At 65.4% G+C, this 14,955-nt stretch carries 14 protein-coding genes and 2 pseudogenes; 4 read left to right on the top strand and 12 right to left on the bottom strand.

Going from position 1 to position 14,955, the window contains the following annotated elements; translation table 11 throughout:
• Positions 1 to 24: 24 nt before the first annotated feature.
• The 6 genes and pseudogenes from O1Y97_RS20255 to O1Y97_RS20280 all read right to left on the bottom strand — a co-directional run bounded on the left by O1Y97_RS20255 (position 25) and on the right by O1Y97_RS20280 (position 5,995).
• On the bottom strand, positions 25 to 1,206 hold the full coding sequence (locus O1Y97_RS20255; protein WP_318762161.1) for an MFS transporter: 1,182 nt from the start codon (positions 1,204 to 1,206) through the stop codon (positions 25 to 27).
• Between the two features lie 235 nt (positions 1,207 to 1,441).
• Positions 1,442 to 2,794, bottom strand: a complete 1,353-nt coding sequence (locus O1Y97_RS20260; protein ID WP_318762162.1) for a PepSY-associated TM helix domain-containing protein — start codon at positions 2,792 to 2,794, stop codon at positions 1,442 to 1,444.
• A 54-nt stretch (positions 2,795 to 2,848) separates the two neighbouring features.
• A complete protein-coding gene (locus O1Y97_RS20265) occupies positions 2,849 to 3,241 on the bottom strand; it encodes a DUF2946 family protein (RefSeq protein ID WP_318762163.1) in 393 nt (130 codons plus the stop codon).
• Positions 3,242 to 3,309: 68 nt separating this feature from the next.
• Positions 3,310 to 4,629, bottom strand: coding sequence for an MFS transporter (locus O1Y97_RS20270; RefSeq protein WP_318762164.1), 1,320 nt, complete (start codon positions 4,627 to 4,629; stop codon positions 3,310 to 3,312).
• Positions 4,630 to 4,705: 76 nt separating this feature from the next.
• Entirely contained in the window at positions 4,706 to 4,987 is a 282-nt protein-coding gene (locus tag O1Y97_RS20275) for a metal-sensing transcriptional repressor (protein ID WP_183262280.1), read from the bottom strand.
• A gap of 100 nt (positions 4,988 to 5,087) precedes the next feature.
• A pseudogene (locus tag O1Y97_RS20280) lies at positions 5,088 to 5,995 on the bottom strand (SDR family oxidoreductase).
• A 94-nt stretch (positions 5,996 to 6,089) separates the two neighbouring features.
• Between O1Y97_RS20280 and O1Y97_RS20285 the strand changes: the two are divergent.
• Positions 6,090 to 6,710 carry a TetR/AcrR family transcriptional regulator gene (locus tag O1Y97_RS20285; RefSeq protein WP_318762165.1) on the top strand — a complete coding sequence of 207 codons (621 nt, stop codon included), beginning with the start codon at positions 6,090 to 6,092 and terminating at the stop codon, positions 6,708 to 6,710.
• Here O1Y97_RS20285 and O1Y97_RS20290 read toward each other — a convergent pair.
• The 3 genes from O1Y97_RS20290 to O1Y97_RS20300 form a co-directional block, all read right to left on the bottom strand.
• Positions 6,653 to 7,852: an NAD-dependent formate dehydrogenase gene (locus O1Y97_RS20290; protein ID WP_318762166.1), complete on the bottom strand. Its 1,200-nt coding sequence runs from the start codon at positions 7,850 to 7,852 to the stop codon at positions 6,653 to 6,655. The two genes, O1Y97_RS20285 and O1Y97_RS20290, sit on opposite strands and share 58 nt — an antisense overlap.
• A gap of 215 nt (positions 7,853 to 8,067) precedes the next feature.
• The gene (locus O1Y97_RS20295; RefSeq protein WP_108608766.1) at positions 8,068 to 8,298 is read right to left on the bottom strand and encodes a DUF4287 domain-containing protein; all 231 of its coding nucleotides are present in this window, start codon (positions 8,296 to 8,298) and stop codon (positions 8,068 to 8,070) included.
• A gap of 25 nt (positions 8,299 to 8,323) precedes the next feature.
• On the bottom strand, positions 8,324 to 9,241 hold the full coding sequence (locus O1Y97_RS20300) for a DMT family transporter (RefSeq protein ID WP_318762167.1): 918 nt from the start codon (positions 9,239 to 9,241) through the stop codon (positions 8,324 to 8,326).
• A gap of 50 nt (positions 9,242 to 9,291) precedes the next feature.
• Here O1Y97_RS20300 and O1Y97_RS20305 point away from each other — a divergent pair, with 50 nt between their 5' ends.
• The 3 genes and pseudogenes from O1Y97_RS20305 to O1Y97_RS20315 all read left to right on the top strand — a co-directional run bounded on the left by O1Y97_RS20305 (position 9,292) and on the right by O1Y97_RS20315 (position 11,704).
• Entirely contained in the window at positions 9,292 to 9,843 is a 552-nt protein-coding gene (locus O1Y97_RS20305; RefSeq protein WP_318762168.1) for a MarR family winged helix-turn-helix transcriptional regulator, read from the top strand.
• A gap of 156 nt (positions 9,844 to 9,999) precedes the next feature.
• A complete protein-coding gene (locus O1Y97_RS20310) occupies positions 10,000 to 11,022 on the top strand; it encodes a serine hydrolase domain-containing protein (protein WP_318762169.1) in 1,023 nt (340 codons plus the stop codon).
• A pseudogene (locus tag O1Y97_RS20315) lies at positions 11,022 to 11,704 on the top strand (HD domain-containing protein). Before O1Y97_RS20310 ends, O1Y97_RS20315 begins: the two are co-directional and overlap by 1 nt.
• Before the next feature lie 71 nt (positions 11,705 to 11,775).
• Here O1Y97_RS20315 and O1Y97_RS20320 read toward each other — a convergent pair.
• The 3 genes from O1Y97_RS20320 to O1Y97_RS20330 all read right to left on the bottom strand — a co-directional run bounded on the left by O1Y97_RS20320 (position 11,776) and on the right by O1Y97_RS20330 (position 14,936).
• Positions 11,776 to 12,489 carry an outer membrane protein gene (locus O1Y97_RS20320; RefSeq protein ID WP_318762170.1) on the bottom strand — a complete coding sequence of 238 codons (714 nt, stop codon included), beginning with the start codon at positions 12,487 to 12,489 and terminating at the stop codon, positions 11,776 to 11,778.
• 150 nt (positions 12,490 to 12,639) lie between these two features.
• Complete coding sequence (pepT, locus tag O1Y97_RS20325; protein ID WP_318762171.1) at positions 12,640 to 13,872, bottom strand: peptidase T; 1,233 nt, start codon at positions 13,870 to 13,872, stop codon at positions 12,640 to 12,642.
• Between the two features lie 143 nt (positions 13,873 to 14,015).
• Positions 14,016 to 14,936 carry a LysR family transcriptional regulator gene (locus tag O1Y97_RS20330; RefSeq protein ID WP_318762172.1) on the bottom strand — a complete coding sequence of 307 codons (921 nt, stop codon included), beginning with the start codon at positions 14,934 to 14,936 and terminating at the stop codon, positions 14,016 to 14,018.
• Between the last annotated feature and the right edge of the window lie 19 nt (positions 14,937 to 14,955).

Here is a 14,955-nt window from a genome sequence, read left to right on the forward strand (position 1 = left end):
ATCAAGAATAATGGCGCGGCGCAATTACCGTTCCGGCAGCGGCGGGATGAGGGCGATAAGCAGCAATGCCGCAACGACCAGCGCTGCGGCCGCAATGGCAAGCGGCAGCAGGCCGAGCGTGATGAACGGCGCAACCGCCGCGGTGCCCGCCGCCGTGGTGCCGAGGATCGCCACCACCACCAGCGCTGCACCGCGGGCATCGTCGCCCTGCGAGGCCACGACGGCGCGGTGGAAGCCAGGCGGGCCGCGGAACCCGAGGCCGAGGTTGAAAGGCACAAACAATGCGGTCACCACCAACGTGTTGGCGCCTCCCATCAGCGCATAGGCGAGCATCGCCACGCCACCAAGCGCGGACAGGCCGGTGCCGAACCAGATCATGCGTTCGGCGCCGAAGCGCCCGGTCAGCCGGCCTGTCCAGTTGGCTGCGACGATGAAGGTGGCGATGCCCGTGATCTGCATGATGATGAAGTCCCTGAGCCCGGCGCCAAGTGCGGCGACGAACACCGTCGGTGCGGCAAAGACGATCACCAGCAGCGCGCCGAGCGTGAAGGCATGGCTTACCGCGTATCGCAGGAAGGTGGCATCGCGCAGCAGATGGGCATAGCCGCCGGCTCCCTTGCCGGTCGTCAGTGCCGGCAGATGGCGGCTCAGCGCGCCGACGGCGGCTGCCAGCAGCAACGCCAGCACGGCAATGACGTCGAACGAGGCGGTCCAGCCGGCGAGCGACAGCAGCCACACGCCCGCCACGGGCGCAAGCGCCGGCGTCAGCGATTCGATGGAGCCGAGCAGGCCGAGCTTGCTGACGGCGCGATCGTCGCCAAACAGCTCCCGGATCATGCCCGGCGCGAAAACCGCAGCCGCCGAACCCGCTGCGCCCTGCAGGAAGCGCAGGCCGATCAGCATGTCGAGCGACGTGCTCATGCCGGCAACCGCGGAGACCAGGCCGTAGGCGACGAGCGAAGCCACAAGCAGGCGGCGCTGGTCGAAATGCGCGCCAAGCGTGCCGAAGGCGAGCAGGCCGACCGCCGAGCCGGTGACGAATGCCGCCAGCACGAACTGCGCCTGGCCATAGGTTCCGCCCAGCACCTCGGGCAGGCTCGGCACGGCCGGCAGCACGAGATCCGTGCCGGCTATGCCGAGCACAGTGCTGGTCACGATGAGAGCGAAGGCGATGCCTGCATGGCCGCCATGCTTGCCGGTGGTCATTGTCTAGCCAGTCTTGGATTGAGGGCTTTTTTAGGGAGGGCGTCAGTGCCCCATCACAGACGGCGGGTCAAGCAAAGCCGTTTGGTCCAGTTGTACCGCCCTCGAAGTACAACCTGCCAAGCCGTCGCTTGTCGCGGACGAAGTTGCCCTTCGCCCAGCCCCTTGCGCCAGCACGCAAACCTGGCCGCAATGCCCTGCGCCACGGCCGCCGCCCTGAAGACGGCGGCCATTTGCGTCAGGCCAGCCTGGGGCGCAGCACGCGCGTTCCGGCCCAGTCGAGCGCCAGCATCACCAGCAGCGAGATGCCGACAAGCGGAAAGGCGATGCCGCCAATGGCGAGGATGGCGATCAGCCCGCGGAACACTCTCGTGTCCTCGGGCAGCGGCGGCACGCCGAGCGAGCCCGCCGGTCGGCGCTTCCACCACATCACCCCGGCCGAGACAGCCAGCACCACGATGCCCAGGCAGGCCGCCAGCAGCACCAGCTGGTTGGCCAGCCCGAGCTCCTGGCCCATATGCACCGAGATGCCCCATTCCATCGATTTGCCACCCGCACCGTAGTCGACAAAGCCCATGTCGATCAGCGGCTCGCCGCTGTACTGGTCGAGATGGATCACCCGCTGCTGGCTGGCATCATCAGGATAGACCGAGCCGGTATAGACGCCCGTCGGCTTGCCCGGAATGGCGACCGCATAGCCGCGATGCAGGCCAAGCCTGTCGAAAATCGCGACCGCTCTGTCCAACCCGATCGGCGTGCCTGAGGTGGCGGATGATTCCGGCAGCCTGGCCTGCTCCAGCGACCACGACGACTTCGAGACATGGTCGAGATGTTCGCCCGACATCGGCACATCGACGCGCACGCCCGAGGGGTAGCCGAAGTTGCTGCCGTTGGCCCACTCGTTGACCTTCTCGCCCCAGACACCCGACCAGGGCATGCCGGTGATCGCCAGGAATACGATGAAGAAGCCGACGAACAGTCCGGTCACCGCATGCAGGTCGCGCCAGAACATGCGGTTCTTCGGCTTGCCACGCACGGTGACGACACCGCCCTTCTTGCCACGCGGCCACCACAGATAGATGCCGGTGCCAACCAGCAGGATCGACCAGCCGGCGGCCAGCTCGATCAGCAGCCGCGCGCCGTCGCCGAAATATTTCAGGCTGTGCAGATAGCGGATGCTCCACATGACGGTGCCGCGGTCGGGCAAGGCGCCCAACACGGCCCCGCTGTAGGGATTCACATAGACGGCAAGCTTACCGAAGTCGGGCGTGGCGACCGTGATCTCGGCCGGGCTCTCCGGCGTTGCCGGGTCGAGGTACTTCACCGCCGTACCGGGAAAGTCGGCCAGTGCGGCGTCCACCAAGGCTTCGGGTGTCGCTTTGCTCTGCTCGACCGCGACCCGCTTGAGTTCGGAATAGACGGCAGCGTCGATCTCGTCCTTGAAAAGATAGAGCGCGCCAGTGACGGCAAGCGTGATCATGAAGGGCAGCACCAGCAGCCCGGCGTAGAAGTGCCAACGCCAGACGGCGCGGTAGAGGTTGGACGCGGAGCGCACGGCGGCGTTCTCCCGTCCGAGGGTGATTTCGGACATTGATATCTCCATAGGCGTGGAAGCGCGGGCCGCGTGAGCCCGCAGGTTTCGACGTCAGACGGAGTTGTGCGGAGGTGCCCTCGCCTCGGCGATCAGGCCGCGCAGGGCTTGGGGTGCCGCCTCCCGCGGCTCCGCGACGACGATGCCCTGCGCCTCGGGTCGGTCAATGATGAAGGCAAGCTGCTCGCCGGGCAGGCCGGGCACTGTTGCTGCCGCCAGCTGGCAGAGCGTGCCGCAAGGACAGTCGGCGCGGCTGCGGGAGGGCTGCTGGTCGCCGCCTGCCGGGCCCATGCCGTCCATGGTGCAGATGACGCCGAGCGGATCGGCGGCGGAGGCCGCCATGGCACCTGTCGCTGCACCTGAAAGCAGCGCCTGGAACAGCAGCATGAAAGCGATCATGCCGGCGATGGCGCCGGCCGACAGCCTGTCCCGCAAGATGAGGCGCATCCCCTTCATGCCAGCGAAATGGCACGATTCCACAGCCGCGTCACTGCGGCACGAGTGCCAGGCTTGCCTCAGCCGTGGCGCGGCCATTGGTGGTGGAGCGTGTCGATGACGAAGCCATGGGCGTGGCGGTGCCCGAGGCGATGTCCGCCTTCGGCCCAATGCGGATCGTCGTCGTCAAGGCCATGATGGTGGTGGTCGACGACATCGGGATCGGATGACGGCCACAGGAGCAATGCCACGGCGACGGCTGCGGCAGCGATGCCGGCCATGACGACGAAAGTCGCAGGCAGGCCGACCGTCACGCCGAGCCAGCCGGCGAGCGGATAGGTGACCAGCCAGCAGGCGTGGGACAGCGCGAACTGGGCGGCGAACAGCGCCGGCCTGTCTTCGGGACGCGACGAGCGCCGGAGCAGCCGCCCCGCCGGGGTCTGTGCGATCGAATAGCCGAGGCCAAGGACGAACCACAGCGGCATGAGCGAAGCGAAGCCCTGCACCAGCGTGGCGCAAACGAGCCCGACCGCCAACAAGGATATGCCCGCCAGCATGATCGAGCGATCCGATACCCGGTCGAGGATCCTCGGCAGCATGAGCGCGGCCACCATCGAGCCTGCGCCATAGGCAGCGAGCGCCATCGCCGTCGATCGCTGCGTCAGGCCGTATTCGCCCTGCACGATGACGACGGTGTTGACGATCACCATGGCGCCGGAGGCGGCAACCGCCATGCTGACGGCCAGCAGGCCCTGCAGCCGGGGTGTCGCGAGATAGATGCGCAAGCCGCGCGTCGTCCGCTCATAGATGCCGCGCGGGGCAGTCGCGTGCGGGCTGGGCAGCGTGACGGAGACCACCAGCGCCGCCGAGGCCAGAAAACCAACGACGGTGCCGGCGAACAGCTCGTGGAAGCTGACCACCGTCAGCAGCGCCGCCGCCAGGACAGGGCTGACCAGGCTCTCGAGGTCATAGGCAAGCCGGGTCAGCGACAGCGCGCGCGTATAATCCTTCTCGTCGGGCAGGACGTCGGGGATCGTCGCCTGGAACGCCGGGGTGAAGCCGGCCGATGCCGACTGCAGCACGAAGATCAGCACATAGACCTGCCAGACCTCGGTGACGAACGGCAAGAGCAGCACCACCGCCGCACGCACCAGATCGAGGCAAACGAGCATCGAGCGCCTTGGCAGCCGCTCGGCAAAGGCCGCCGCCACGGGTGCCACGGCGACGAAAGCGATCATCTTGATCGCCAATGCGGTGCCGAGCACCACGCCTGCATCCGGCCCCGCCAGCTCATAGGCCAAAAGACCGAGCGCGACGGTGGCCAAGCCGGTGCCGATCAGGGCGATCAGCTGCGCCGCGAACAGATGGCGATAGGTTCGGTTGGAGAGTATCTGAAGCATCTGTCGCCCTGGCGGTCTTCGGCGGCCCGAGGGCCAGTCAGTCGTTCGGGCCGGCATGGCCGGCAGCGGGGCCGTCCTAGAGGTATTTGGTGATTTCCTTGAACTCGTCGATCGACTGGCGCTGCTCGCGCGGCAGCGGCCCGACTGCCTCTTCCAGGCAATGGTCGAGATGGTCCTGGATCAGCGTTCGCTTGGCCTGGCCGACGGCCTTTTCGACCGCATGCAACTGCTGCGCGACATCGAGGCATGGCCTGCCAGCCTCGATCATGGCGATGATGCCGCGGAGATGGCCCTCGGCCCGCTTCAGCCGCTTGAGCGTGTCGGGATGAGAAGCGTGGGTGTGCGCATGCGTTGTCATACCAGATGCTATCCCCCAGGGGGGTATACGGTCAATCCGTCGGACGCATCGAATTATGGATAGCTGAAGCACGTGACGCGAAAACAGCCGTGCCGTGCTCTCAGCGATAGCCTGTCGTATCGGCCGGCTTGCCGGCATCCTGCACCTCGACGACATAGGGCCAGGCATTCGGCCGGGAACCGTCGAGGTCGGTGAAACCATAGACCTGCGCCAGGCCGCCGCTCGACAAGGACTGGCCGTTCCAGCGCGCCACGTCGGGATCGGCCGCAAGTGCGGCCACGGCGCGGCCGACGAAGCGCGGGGTCTCGGATATGGCGAAATGCGGGATGTTCTTGGTCGCATCGCGCCAGTTGGCTTCGGTGACGCCGAAATGCTCCAGCATCATCTCCGAGCGCAGCCAGCCCGGCGTGATCGCCACCGACGTCGCGCCATGCGGCGCCAATTGTTGGCATGGGCCCAGGCCATGCGCAGCACCGCCGACTTGCACAGGTCGTAGAAGGGCGACAGGCGGTAGTTCACGGCGTTGTATTCGGCCGTGCCGTCGGTCACCTCGACCAGAAGCCCGCCCGGTTTCTCGATCATCAGCGGCAGAGCGTGGTGCGCGGTGATCAGATGGGTGTCGATGGATAGTCTCAGCATCCGCAAGCCATTGTCGAGATTGTGATCCCACACCGGCTTGTTCCATTCGAAGAGCTTCTCGCCGCCCCAGATGTCGTTGACCAGGACGTCGAGCCGGCCCTGCTCCCTGCGGATACGGGCGACGAGGTCGCGCACCTCGTCCTGCAGCAGATGGTCGACGCGCACCGCAATGCCCTTGCCGCCGGCGGCGGTGACCAGCTCGGCGGTTTCCTCGATCGTCTCGGGCCGGGCATATTCGGACTGGCGATCGCGGGTGGTTCGTCCGGTGACATAGACCGTGGCGCCGGCAGCGCCCAATTCGGTGGCTATGCCCCGCCCTGCCCCGCGCGTCGCGCCGGCGACGAGCGCAACTTTTCCTTGCAGCGTCATCGAACTCTCCCAAAACTACGTTTCGTCGAATTAGCTCGCAGTCAGCACCAAAGCCGTATATAAATGAATACTCGTTTATAAATGAAAGTTCAATATGCCTCGCCCCAAGACGCTGTCCAACGAGAACGTACTCGAAGCCGCCAGCCGACTGATCCACGACCATGGGCCTGATGCGCTGACTTTCGACAGCCTGGCGCGCGCCTGCGGCCTGTCGCCTGCGACGCTGGTGCAGCGCTTCAAGACCAAAGCCGGGCTCAAGCAGGCCGCCCTGCTCCATGCCTGGGACGGGCTCGACGCCAAGACCACCGCCCTCGCCGCGTCCACGCCAAACACGCCCGAAGGCGCCATCGAGTTGCTGGTCGGCCTGTCGCATTATGGCGGCATCGAAACCTATGCCGAAGGGCTGCTGCTGTTGCGCGAGGATCTGCGCGATCCCGCATTGCGGGCGCGCGGCGCGGCCTGGAAGGTGACGCTGTGCGCAGCACTCGAGGCGCGTTTCGCCGGGGTGGCCGGCGCGCCCCGGGGCATCGGCCTGCTGATGGCCTCGCAATGGCAAGGCTCGCTCCTGTGGTGGGGTTTCGACCCGCAGGGCCGGGTCGAAGATTTCGTCGCCGCCGGCCTGCGCAGCCTCATTGCCGCGGCCGTTCCCGTGACAGGTCACCCCTTGAACCGGGCCGCCTCCTCCGATCCGCGCGTGGCATCGCCCGCGCTGTAGGAATGCGCTCCGGCGCCGGCGAGCTTGCCGCCATCGACGATCAGATATTCCTCGCGGATCGGCCGGCCGGCGAACCAGCATTCCAGGATTTCGCGTGTTCCGGCGGCATAGCGCGCCTGGGCCGACAGCGACGACCCCGAAATATGCGGCGTCATGCCATGATGCGGCATCACTCGCCACGGATGGTCCTTGGGCGCGGGCTGCGGGAACCAGACGTCGCCGGCATAACCGGCAAGCTGGCCGCTTTCGAGCGCCCGGGCGACGGCGTCGCGATCGCAGATCTTGCCGCGTGCGGTGTTCACCAGATAGGCGCCGCGCTTCATCTTCGCGATCATCGCCGCATCGAACAGGTTTTCGGTCTCGGGGTGCAGCGGTGCGTTGATGGTGATGACGTCGCAGACCGGCACCATGTCCGCTGCCGTCTTGTGGAAGGTCAAACCAAGTTCCTTCTCCACCGCCTCGGGCAGGCGGTGTCGGTCAGTGTAATGCAGCTTGACGTCGAACGGCTTGAGCCGCCGCAGCACGGCTGTGCCGATCCGCCCGGCGCCCACCGTTCCGATCTGCATGCCCTCGACGTCATAGGACCGGGCGACGCAGTCGGCGATGTTCCAGCCGCCGTCCACCACCCATTGGTAAGAGGGGATATAGTTGCGCACGAGGCCGAGGATCATCATCACCACATGCTCGGATACGCTGATCGAGTTGCAAAAGGTGACCTCGGCCACGGTGATGCCGCGCTCCATCGCCGCCTGCAGGTCGACATGGTCGGAGCCAATGCCGGCGGTGATGGCGAGCTTCAGGCTGCCGGCCTTGGTGATCCTCTGCTCGGTCAGGTAGGCCGGCCAGAACGGTTGTGAAATGACGATCTCGGCATCGACGAGTTCGCGCTCGAAGATGCTGTCGGGCCCGTCCTTGTCGGAGGTTACGACCAGGCTGTGCCCGGCACTTTCGACAAACTTGCGCAAGCCGAGTTCGCCCGACACGCTGCCGAGAAGCACGCCCGGCTCGAAATCGATGGCTTCCGGCGTGGGCAGTGTCTGGCCGCCCGGATAGCGGTCAAGTCTTGGCAGGCCGTCCCGCGCATACCGCTTGGGGTAGCCATCCACCGGATCGTCATAAAGGACGCAAACAACCTTGGCCATGTCGTATCTCCCTTCGTCTGATGGACGAGGAGACGCTTGGAAAACTGGCGCTACCCGAAATTTGCACGCGTGTGACGGAGCGAACCAGCCTTCAGGATTGTCCGTGGCCGGCCGGCTTGCCGCCTGGCGCTTCCTCGTTCGAGATGTTGCGCGCTCCCGAGGTTAAATGGCGGAGCCGGACACGGTTTCAAGGCCGCGGGCCGGCTGTCCCGTCGCTACTTGTCACCGGGCTGCTTCTTGCCAGTCAAGAGCGCATAGACGGCCATCGAATGACCGTGGCCGAGGCCGAACTCGTCGCGCAGCCATTCGATGATCTGCCCGGCCTTTACATCAGGCTTCAGCTTGCCGCTGTGGGAAAATCCCTTGCCGTCAGCGAGTGCCAGCAGTTCCTCCGGTCCCTTGCCGGTCTTGGTCTTGATGGTGTCGAGATAGGCCTGGAAGGACATTTTTCTTCTCCTGGTTTTTGGAAAATCACAGTTCGCGCCGCCGGTTGGCGAGCACGCCGCCGGCGATGATCGCGACCAGCCCCACGACCGACAGCAGGGTTAGCACGTCGTTGAACAGGATCGCCGCCAGCACCACGCCGAAGCCCGTGCCCCAGTAGCCGAGCTGGCTGAAGAACACCGGCCCGCCAATCTCCTGCAGGCGGAAGTTGAGCAGGTAGGACGCCGCCGATGTGGCGACCATGCAGCCGATCCAGAACAGGATGTCGCGGTCGAGAAAGCCCCAGCTCGACGGTGCCTCGAAGAACGGCGCCACCAGCCCCACCAGCAGGCTCGAGCTCAGCAGGATGCCGCAAGAAAAGCTGAGCGACGACGAGCCCTTGGGCCAGTAGGCCGAGCGGATGATGTTGCCGGCGGCGGCGCAAGCCGGGATGGTGATGCCGAGCAGCACCCACACCGTCTGCGAAAAATCGATCTCGGCCAGTTGCTGCTGCACCAGCGCCGCCATGCCGGCAAGGCCGATCAGGATGCCGGCGAAGCGCCTCAAATACATGCGCTCGATGCCGAGCCCGGCGGCGAAGCTCATCGTCAGCAGCGGCGACAGCGAATAGACGGTCGACGTGTAGGCCGGCCCGACCCGGTCGACGATGTAGTAGCCGAGCACGGTCGGGATGGTGAAGCTGATGATGCCGAGCACCAGGTAGAGCACGAGATGCTGCCGCTCGCGCGGGATCCCCTGCCCCGAGGCGGCCAGCAGCGGCAGAAGGATCGCACCTGCGCCGACATTGGCGACCAAAGCCAGCTGGAACGGCTGCATGCCGGCATTCAGCGCAGCCTTGGAGATCATGATGCGGGTGGCGAAGACGAGGCCGCACAGGGCGAGCAGCACCAGCGGCGAGCGGGCGGCAAGCGAAACCGGGGAACGGAGAACCTCCTGTTGCGTCATGGCCGGCTCCAATATATCTTACCGTTAAGATAAATGACGGAATTATCTTAGTGTCAAGACATCTCGGCGAAAATATTGGGGAGTTGATCGACGACGGCCTGCAGGACGGCATCGATATCAGGCGGGCGCAATGGGCGGCGGAACTGCCCGGGCTCGACACCCGCGGCATGGCGATCCTCGGCCGTGCCCGCTGGATCACGCTCGCCGCCCGGCCCAAGATCGAGGCAATCTTCGCCTCCTATGGGCTCGACACCGGCGAGGCCGACGTGCTGTTCACGTTGCTGCGCTCGGGCCCGCCATACCGGCTGCGCCCGACCGAGCTCTACCGCTCGATGATGATCTCGTCCGGCGGCGTCACCAACCGCATCGTCAAGCTGGTCAAGGCAGGATTGGTCAGGCAGGTCAGCTCGGACGGCGACGGCCGCAGCCTGCCGGTCGAACTGACCGAGGACGGCCTTGCCCGCGCTCGCGAGGCCTTCGAGGCCGACATGGCGGTCGAAGCGCTGATGCTGGAAAGCTTGAGCCGGGACGAGCTGCAGCAACTCGCCCGGCTGTTGCGCAAGCTGGCGCTGTCGCTCGGCAGTTCGCCGGCGATGGAGTGAGGCGGCCGACCCTGCCTCGGCAGCCGACCCCCTCGACGCCGCGCCTCCTTGCCGGATGGAGCTGGCCAAGCCCCTGCACAAACTGGCGCTATCCTTCGACAGCAGCACCGCGCCAGAGTGGCGCCGGGAATCACCATGCATGCCGAGGGTAACCGAATGAACCGCGACGAACTTGCCGCAATCCTGAGCCGGCAACCGGCTGCGATGGCGCTCTACGTCACCGGCAAGGGGCTCGACCGCCCCTGGGACATTGCGTCTGGCATGGCCGATGCCACGACCGGCCGGCCGCTTTCTGCAGACACGCCGCTGCGGGTCGCGAGCAACACCAAGACCTTCGTTGCCGCCACGGTTCTCCGCCTGTGGGAACAGGGGCTGGTCGACCTCGACGGCCCGATCGCACCGTTGCTCACGCCCGTGTTGAACGGGCTGCTCACTTCTGCCGGCTACCGCACGGACAGGATTAGCGTTCGCCAGCTTCTCAACCACAGTGCCGGCCTGAACGACCACGCCGACGATCCGCGCTACTTCGAGACCGTGCTTCGCGAGCCCACGCGTTTCTGGACGCGCGAGGAACAGGTCCGTCTCGCGGTCGAATATTCTGGCCCGCTCAGCGAAGCCGGAACCCGCTTCCGTTATTCCGACACCGGCTACATCCTGCTCGGTGACATCGTCGAGCGCATCTCGGGTCAGGCGCTGGCAACCACTGTCCGGCGCCAGATGGCCTTCGAGCGGCTCGGCCTCGAAGCCACTTGGTGGGAGATCGCCGAACCGCAGCCGGCAACGGCCGCGCCCCGCGGACGCCAGTTCCTCGGCAAGACCGACGCGACCGACATCAGCGCGTCGATGGACCTTTATGGCGGCGGCGGACTGGTCATGTCCGCGCGGGACCTAGCCACGCTCTTGGCTGCCCTGTTCGAAGGCCGCGTCTTCACAAGCCCGGACACGCTTCGCCAGATGCTCTCGACCGGCCACCACGAAGGCGCCGACGGCTACCGGCTCGGCATTTCTGCCAGCCGCATAAGCGATGTCGAATGCTACTCGCATCTCGGTTTCTGGGGCACCGCGGCCTACTATTCGCCAGCCACAGGCATCGCCATTGCAGGCTTTACCACCAACCGCGAGGCACGCGGCGCACTGGTTTCGATCATCGAGCAGGTGCTGGCGGCAACAGAAGCATGATGAGCCCTTCGGAGATCGAAAGCCTCACCCGCCTCTTCGCGCCGCACGAGGCGCTGCTCGCCGGCCTGCTCGCACGCTGGGACGGCGCCATGGCCGACGGCGACGGCTCGCATGATCGCTCGCACCTGATGCGGGTGTGGAACCTCGTCTGCCGCATCGCGGCGACGGTGCCGGGCACTGACATGGAGGTTCTGGCGGTGGCGACGCTGCTCCACGACTGCGTTGCCGTGGAGAAAAATTCGCCGCAACGCGCCATGGCCTCGCGCCTGTCGGCCGATGTGGCGCGCGGGCTGTTGCGCCAGGCCGGCTGGCATGAGGACCGCACCGAGGCGGTCGCCCACGCCATCGAGGCGCACAGCTTCTCGGCGAACATCGAGCCGCGCAGCAAGGAAGCGGCCATCCTGCGCGATGCCGACCGGCTCGACGCGCTGGGCGCGCTCGGCATTGCCCGGGTCTTGTCGCCGGCCGGTTGGGATTGCCGCTCTACAATGCGGACGACCCGTTCGCGCAACGCCGCCCGCTCGACGACAGGCGCTTCGCGCTCGACCATTTCGAGACCAAGCTGTTCCAGTTGTCGTCAGGCCTGCTCACCGCCGCCGGCCGCGAGATCGGCCGCCAGCGTACCGAACTGATGAGGGCATTCGTCACGGATTTCGGCCGCGAGATTGCAGCGTCGCAATGAAATGCGAAGCGGCGTGGTCTGGCATCGGCAACGGCCCGGGCCTGACCGGCACCTTTGCCGATTTCACCAAATCAGAACTTGTAGTTGAGGCCGATCTTGACAGCGTGAATATCGAAATCGTCGTCATAAACGCGGAACGGCGCTGGCTCATCCACCGCCAGATTGGCGTCGAATCTGTAGAACTGGTACTCGCCCCGGATCGTCCACTTGTCGTTCAGAGCGTGCTCGACGCCGGCACCAACGGTCCACCCAGTCAAAGCTTCCGAACCGCTCGCGTTAAAGCCCCCGCCGTTCGGGATATCGCTCATCGAGAGCTTGGTGAAGCCAACACCGCCCTTAGCATAGAACAGAGTGCGGTCCATCGCATAGCCAAGTCGGCCGGTGATGCTGCCGAGGTAATCGAATTCATTCTCGTTGATTGCGACCGGACCAGCACCACTTGGAAACGCACGGATGTCGGATGTTCCGTCCGCCCACGAATAGGACAATTCGCCTTCGAGCCCGAGCACGACGGAGCCCCACTGGTAATTGTATCCGACTTGTCCGCCGAGCAGAGCTCCCTTCGCCTCCGGGAAAGCGGTCTCTATTCTGGCTCCGCCCGGAAGGAGGTAGGCGCCTTCACCGCTACCGGTGCCATATCCGAGTTGGACGCCGATATATGTTCCCGTCCAGTTGTACGGTGCCGTTTCTGCCGGAGGAGCTGTCTCAGACCCCAAAGCGTCGGCCGCCGCTGCGGCTCCGGCTGCTGCCAAAAGCAGTGCGGACGCAAGTGCTACAATCTTCATGCGAATCCCCAACCCATTTAGATATCGCTAATGTAGATGGATATTCGCGAGCAGCAACTCGTCCTCACACCAGGCAGTTGCTTTGCATGCAAACAGTTGCAGGCGTACAACAGTCGCAACCACCCATAAGCCGGTCTGCGCTATCGCCGCCTAAGCCCGCTCTTCCCAGACCCTGGCCAGTTCAACGATCGTCTTCACCGCCTTTTCCATGTCCTGGCGGCTGACCCATTCGAGCGGCGAGTGGAAAGCATGGCCGCCGGCGAAGATGTTCGGGCATGGCAGCCCCATGAACGACAGGCGCGAACCGTCGGTGCCGCCGCGGATGCTGCCGCGCACCGGCTCCATGCCGGCGCGCCGGATCGCCTCGACGGCGTTCTCGACGATCTCGGGGTGGCGGTCGAGCACCACCTTCATGTTGCGGTACTGCTCCTTGACCGTGAAGCTGTAGGTCGAGCCGGGATAGGCCGAGATGACGTCCCTGACGATCTTTTCGAGCATGGCCTCCTTCTCGGCCAGGCCGTCGTCGCGGAAGTCGCGGACGATCAGGCTGATCGTCGCCTTCTCCATCGACCCGCTGACGCTGGTCGGATGGACGAAGCCCTGCCGGCCCTCGGTGGTCTCGGGCGCCATGTCCTGCGGCAGCCGATCGATGATGGCGCCGGCGATCTTGATGGCGTTCTCCATCCGGCCCTTGGCGAATCCGGGATGCATGGCAACGCCTGATATCGCGATCTCGACGCCGTCGGCGGAGAAGGTCTCGTCCTCGATAGTGCCTGCCGTCTCGCCGTCCATGGTGTAGGCGAACGCGGCGCCGAGCTTGGCGAAATCGACCTTGTCGACGCCGCGGCCGATCTCCTCGTCGGTGGTGAACAGGATCTTGACCATGCCGTGCCTGATGTCGGGGTTGTCGACCAGCACCTTGGCCGCCGCCACGATCTCGGCAACGCCGGCCTTGTCGTCGGCGCCCAAAAGGGTCGTGCCGTCGGTGGTGACGATGTCGTTGCCGATCTGGTTGTTCAGCTCCGGATGCTCGCTCACCCGGATGACCCGCGAAGGATCGCCCGGCAGCACGATGTCGCCGCCGGCATAGTTCCGGATCAGCTGCGGCTTGACGCCGGTGCCGGTGAAGTCGGGGGCGGTGTCCATGTGCGAGCAGAAGCAGATCACCGGCACCTGCTTGTCGCTGTTCGACGGAATGGTGGCATAGACATAGCCGTGCTCGTCGAGATGGGCGTCACGAAGGCCGATCGCCTGCAGCTCCTCGACCAGCAGGCGGCCGAGGTTCTTCTGCTTTTCGGTCGAAGGCTGCGTCGTCGAGCTTCCGTTGGCCTGGGTGTCGATGACGACGTAGCGCAGAAAACGGTCGAGAACGGTGTCGGTCATGGCAACGGATCCAGTGCATCAGGTCGGGCCTGTATAGCCGCCCGCGCAGCTGCGGTGAATGCGTTTCTCCGTGCCAGCCACTATGCCAGCAGCTCGGGGCGCACGGCAGCACACGTCATGCCGCCAAAGATGCATGACCGCTTCTAGTTCTGACCGGAGACGAGTTCCCGGCTGTGAAACGAGCCCATGACGAGCTCGATGAAGCCGCGCAAGCGCGGTGACGATTGTTTGTGGGCCGGAAAGACGATCGACAAGGGGACGGGCGGGCATTGCCACTCTGACGCGATCGACACAACGCGTCCGGCCTTGAGGTCATCGCTGACGAAGAAGTCAGGCAAAAGTGCCGCGCCGAGCCCATCGAGAACGGCGGCACGGACCGCGTGAAGGCTGCCAAGATATGCGCGAGGCTTGATGGCAACCACGATCGGCCTTCCGGCCTCTGTCATTTCCCAGTTCTTGTTGCCTGGCGCGTCCCTGCCGAACCACAGCGTGGGCCAATTCGTGAAGTCGGCCGGCGAATTCGGACGGCCGATGCGGTCGACAAGCGACGCAGACGCCACCACAATGTTCTGCGATTGGGCAAAGACCCGTGCCATCGCACTCGAATCGTCAAGCGCCCCGACCCTGATCGCGCAATCGAACCCTTCGCCAACGATGTCGACGCGCCTGTCTTCGGCAACGACTTCAATCACCATTTTCGGGTAGCGTGCCAGGTAGGCCGCCGCAATCTTGCCCATGAATGCCTGCTCAAACAGGACAGGGACGGAGACGCGGAGCGTGCCACGCGGCGTACCGCTCTGCTCGTGCAGCGCCTGTTCGAGTTCCCTCGCCTCCAGGAGCAGTCGCTCCCCGCGCCTGAAGAGCATCGAGCCCTCGGCAGTGGGCCGAATTTGTCGTGTCGTGCGCTCGATGAGTCTCGCGCCGAGACGCGCTTCCATCTCGTTGACCCTGTTTGCCACGGTGGATTTCGGAATGCCCAGCTCGCGCGCAGCCCCTGAAAACGAGCCCGCGCGGATGGTGGCGACCAGACTTTCCAGCTCTGCGAGATCCATCTCGTCGTCCATAATTTGGGAAACAGAAGCC

The sequence above is a fragment of the Aminobacter niigataensis genome, from assembly GCF_946995915.1.
Classification (GTDB): Bacteria; Pseudomonadota; Alphaproteobacteria; order Rhizobiales; family Rhizobiaceae; genus Aminobacter; species Aminobacter niigataensis.